The sequence below is a fragment of the Sphingobacterium sp. T2 genome, assembly GCF_000814685.1.
Lineage (GTDB): Bacteria > Bacteroidota > Bacteroidia > Sphingobacteriales > Sphingobacteriaceae > Sphingobacterium > Sphingobacterium thermophilum.
In genome coordinates this window covers 1-4299 of the sequence record NZ_JXAC01000021.1, presented here as the reverse complement: position 1 = coordinate 4299, position 4299 = coordinate 1, and the positions used below count along the sequence as shown (strand labels likewise).

Below are 4299 nucleotides of genomic sequence, written 5' to 3'. Positions count from 1 at the left end.
TAAYTAAAAATAAAATTTAAATCATTCATTTTTCCCCATTTTCCAACACCTTAACAAACAATAAGATTCCTTTTTATAAAAAAGATTGTTGTTTATTGAAAAAAGGGAATGTGGATTTCGTTTGAATCTCTTTCAAATGTAATATTCATTATCTCTTCAGTAATTTGGTTAATCACTTTGACTAATCAACAACACAAAAGTAAACAAAGAAATTCAAACGAAATCCTACATTCCCTTTTTTCAATAAACAACTAATCTTTTTTATAAAAAGGAATCTTATTGTTTGTTAAGGTGTGGAAAATGGGGAAAAATGAATGATTTTAAATTTTATTTTTTAGTTATTGCTTCTTTATCCACAAGTTTTCCACAGCGAATTGCCGTTTTTGGCTTGATTTTCAAAGATGTTAGATTTGACGAATTTCATTTTCCATATTTTTTTGTGAAAAAAATTCTGCGTGTAAAATGTGAATTTCTATATGGATTTTTACGGAAAATGGGTCGCCATATGTGTGAAAATTTGGAGGGATGTGGAATAAAAAATAGTTTTAAAATTTAATTCACGTTTTGTTTACATGTTTTCCACATTATTTGTTAATTTGTTTCAATTTTTAAGCATCGACAGGTTATATGTTGGAAAGAAAAGTTGATTTTTTGGTTGTTGGTTCTGGAATTGCGGGTTTAAGTTTTGCTTTAAAGGCTGCTAGTGTTGGTAAAGTGTTAATAATTACAAAATCCAACGAGGATGAATCCAATACAAAATATGCGCAGGGAGGTGTTGCAGTAGTTACAGATCAGGCAGATAGCTTCGAAAATCATATCCAAGATACCCTGATTGCGGGTGATGGATTGTGTAATCCACAAATTGTGGAAAACGTCATCAAAGAGGGACCAGACCGTATCGATGAGTTGATAGCTTATGGCACTTCTTTCGACAGAGAAGAGTCCGGGGAATATGATTTGGCAAAAGAAGGAGGACACTCTGCTCATAGAATTCTACATTATAAGGATATCACGGGATATGAAATCGAGCGTGCCTTGTTAGCCAAAGTTCATGAAAATCCTAATATAGAGATTTTAACACATTATTTTGCTGTTGATATCATCACGCAACATCATCTGGGAAAGCATGTAGACAAAAAATCGACGGATATAGAGTGTTATGGAGTTTATGCCTTGAACACTCATACGCACCAGGTGGAAAAAATTCTTTCCAAAATAACGTTGATGGCAACAGGAGGAGCTGGACATGTATATTCTAGCACAACAAATCCTACTATCGCTACGGGAGATGGCATTGCCATGGTTTACAGGGCTAAAGGAAAAGTGCGTAATATGGAATTTATTCAGTTCCATCCCACGTCTCTGTATAATCCCAGTGAGTATCCTGCTTTTTTGATTTCCGAAGCTGTCAGAGGATATGGTGGCATACTTCGTCGTGCGAATGGTGAATCTTTTATGGAGGAATACGATCCACGTGGATCGTTAGCACCTAGAGATATTGTAGCCCGCGCGATAGATACGGAAATGAAAAAGTCTGGATTAGATTATGTTTATCTGGATATTACCCATCGGAGTAAGGAAGAATTGTTGGCTCATTTCCCTAACATTTATGAGAAATGCCTTTCCATAGGTTTGGATATGACCAAAGATTACATTCCGGTTACTCCTGCAGCGCATTATTTGTGTGGAGGAATCATGGTAAATGAGTATGGTGCTAGCAGCATCAAAAATCTATATGCATGCGGCGAATGTTCTTCCACTGGTCTGCATGGCGCTAACCGTCTGGCTTCCAATTCTTTATTGGAAGCTGCTGTATATGCGCACCGTATTTTCTTAGATGCCAGCAGTAAGATCGGTTCTATAAGTTATCAAGAGAATATTCCGGATTGGGATGATTCTAATACTCAATTGATGAACGAAGATATCTTGGTGACGCATAATCTTCGTGAGACTCAAAAGGTTATGTCGGATTATGTAGGCATTGTGCGTTCGGATTTCCGTTTAGAGCGGGCTATGCGCCGATTGGGCCTATTATACGAAGAAACTGAATCTTTCTATAAAAATACTAAACTTTCGGTGAAGCTGTGTGAGTTACGTAATGTAATTCAAGTAGCTTATTTGGTCGTGAAGTCGGCTATGAGTCGTAAAGAAAGTAGGGGACTTCATTACACTACGGATTATCCAAATCACGCAGACATTTTAACTGACACAATTTTATAGCGTATGGCTACTATATTACCTGTAAAGGAAGCATATCCATTTATCGGAGAGAATACTTTTGTTGCTCCAAATTGTACTATTGTTGGCGATGTAACCATCGGACAACATTGTTCTATCTGGTTTAATGCTGTAGTGCGAGGGGATGTGAATTATATTAGAATAGGTAATTATACAAATATCCAGGATAATGTTACCATTCATGGTACTTATCAGAAAAACGGTACTGATATAGGTAATTATGTCAATATAGGCCATAATGCTATAGTACATGGCTGTATAATAGAAGATTATGTACTTATAGGCATGGGAGCAATAGTCATGGATAGAGCTGTTATTCAGTCCAATGTTATTATTGCTGCTGGAGCTGTAGTACTGGAAAATACGATATGCGAGAGTGGATATCTTTATGCGGGTGTGCCGGCAAAAAAAATAAAGCCACTTACAGAAGAGCAAATGGCCTTATTGAAAAATCTTCCTCACAATTATGTGTTATATTCTAGCTGGTTTACGGAAAAATAGCATTATTCAAATTTTGGTGTAATCGTTTCGTTTTGTTCCCAGTTTGAGCGTATAACGAATGGTTTATCGAGATACCAGATAGGTTCTGGTTGTATTTTATTGTATACGTCTACACCATCCCAGCGTCCGTTGCCGTTTATATCTTTAATTATTCGGAGTAAATACTTTCCTCCCGGGAATTTAGTGTAATGAAGTGTATTACTGTTGTACAGGATTTTTCTGTCATAAACCTTCGTTTTTTTCTCATCAATGATTTCAGCAATATAATAAACATTGGAATCCAACCCGTTTATTTTGAAAATCATATCGCCGAAATTTTCCGTTTCATCGTAAGCGAATGCAGCTTTAAACTCTTTATTAGTATCGCCAAATATAGATTTTATAGCGTTCTCTTGAATGGTTAATTCGTATGACTTTTTAGGTTTCCAGTTGAAACGTATATAATAGAGATTATCTTTTAGCGTATCTTTCTGTAGCTGGAAATTTCTTCTGGACAAAGTATCCTCTTTGAGTATAATCTTGTTTTTATCTATGCTTTCAATAGGGAAAGTACTGGTTATGGTAATATGTTCTACTTTATTTACCTTATTGGTAATATTCAGTTGAGGAATAAGTTCTCTGTCGTATTTTTCATTTTTAGAACGACGGATTAGTGTTGTATCCAAATCCTTATTATAATCTGAAATTACTAACTTGATGGAATCAAACTCCAGCTTTTCCAGCATGATATTTACGGAATCCTTTAATTCACTAAACTTAACATAAGCTTTTTCGTTGAGTTCTTCCGGGTCTATAATCCGCACTGCAGGGGAGTCCAATGGTTGATTGAAGCTAAGCGTAATACGGCTGTCCTTTTGGATTTTCCTATCCTGAATCTTGAATTCTTTAGGTTTTCCTTTTGCGTATTCTATATAAATGTTCTCAATATTTTTATCCAAGCGAATCGTATCTAATGCGTAGAAACCTATTAATTCATCCGGATGATTGTAAATTCTGTCATTATTTTCTTCCTTGATAGCATAAATCCGATATGTATCCGCACGTAAATTTTGAAATTTGAAATTACCTGAACTATCTACACCTGTAAATATTATTGGTCTTTTTTCTTTGCCGAAGATGCTATCTTGTCTGGTAGGAATGAGCAGAACACGTACAGAGAGATCTTCTTTCGGATCAAATTCTTTGGTAAAGGCATTAGATACTTTTCCAGAAATGGTTAAAGAATCCAATTCGGGTCCTGTTGAAAAGACATATGTATAATTTTTAAAGGGATTACTTTCGTTGAAATCAACCAAACCATTACCAAAGTTAATGGTATAAGTAGTATTTTTTTCTAAGGAATCTGGAAGCGTAATAATGAGTTTTTTCTTTTTGATTTTATAATCCGGTTGTTTCTCTACATCTGGAGAAATACTGAATTCCTTATAATGGTTGTTTAGCTTAATATATTCATCAAATTCGAATACTACTTCTTTATGATCAAAATTTCGCGTTAGGTTTGGTACAGAAACATTTAATAATTTGGGAGGACCAAAAGATAGTATTCCTCCCAAATTATTA

Annotated in this window: 3 protein-coding genes; 2 read left to right on the top strand and 1 reads right to left on the bottom strand. The window is 35.1% G+C overall.

Annotated features, from left to right (window positions below; translation table 11 throughout):
- Nucleotides 1–627 precede the first annotated feature (627 nt).
- On the top strand, nt 628–2220 hold the full coding sequence (nadB, locus tag SD31_RS01860) for an L-aspartate oxidase (protein WP_039052895.1): 1593 nt from the start codon (nt 628–630) through the stop codon (nt 2218–2220).
- Nucleotides 2221–2223: 3 nt separating this feature from the next.
- On the top strand, nt 2224–2739 hold the full coding sequence (locus SD31_RS01855; RefSeq protein WP_039052894.1) for a gamma carbonic anhydrase family protein: 516 nt from the start codon (nt 2224–2226) through the stop codon (nt 2737–2739).
- Between the two features lie 2 nt (nt 2740–2741).
- Here SD31_RS01855 and SD31_RS01850 read toward each other — a convergent pair.
- Nucleotides 2742–4299, bottom strand: a 1558-nt coding sequence (locus SD31_RS01850) for an Ig-like domain-containing domain (protein WP_039052893.1), incomplete at its 5' end; no start/stop codon positions are given.

Excerpts from the sequence above, each read along its gene's own strand:
- nadB (WP_039052895.1), top strand. The coding sequence starts at position 628 with ATGTTGGAAAGAAAAGTTGATTTTTTGGTTGTTGGTTCTGGAATTGCG.
- SD31_RS01855 (WP_039052894.1), top strand. The coding sequence starts at position 2,224 with ATGGCTACTATATTACCTGTAAAGGAAGCATATCCATTTATCGGAGAG.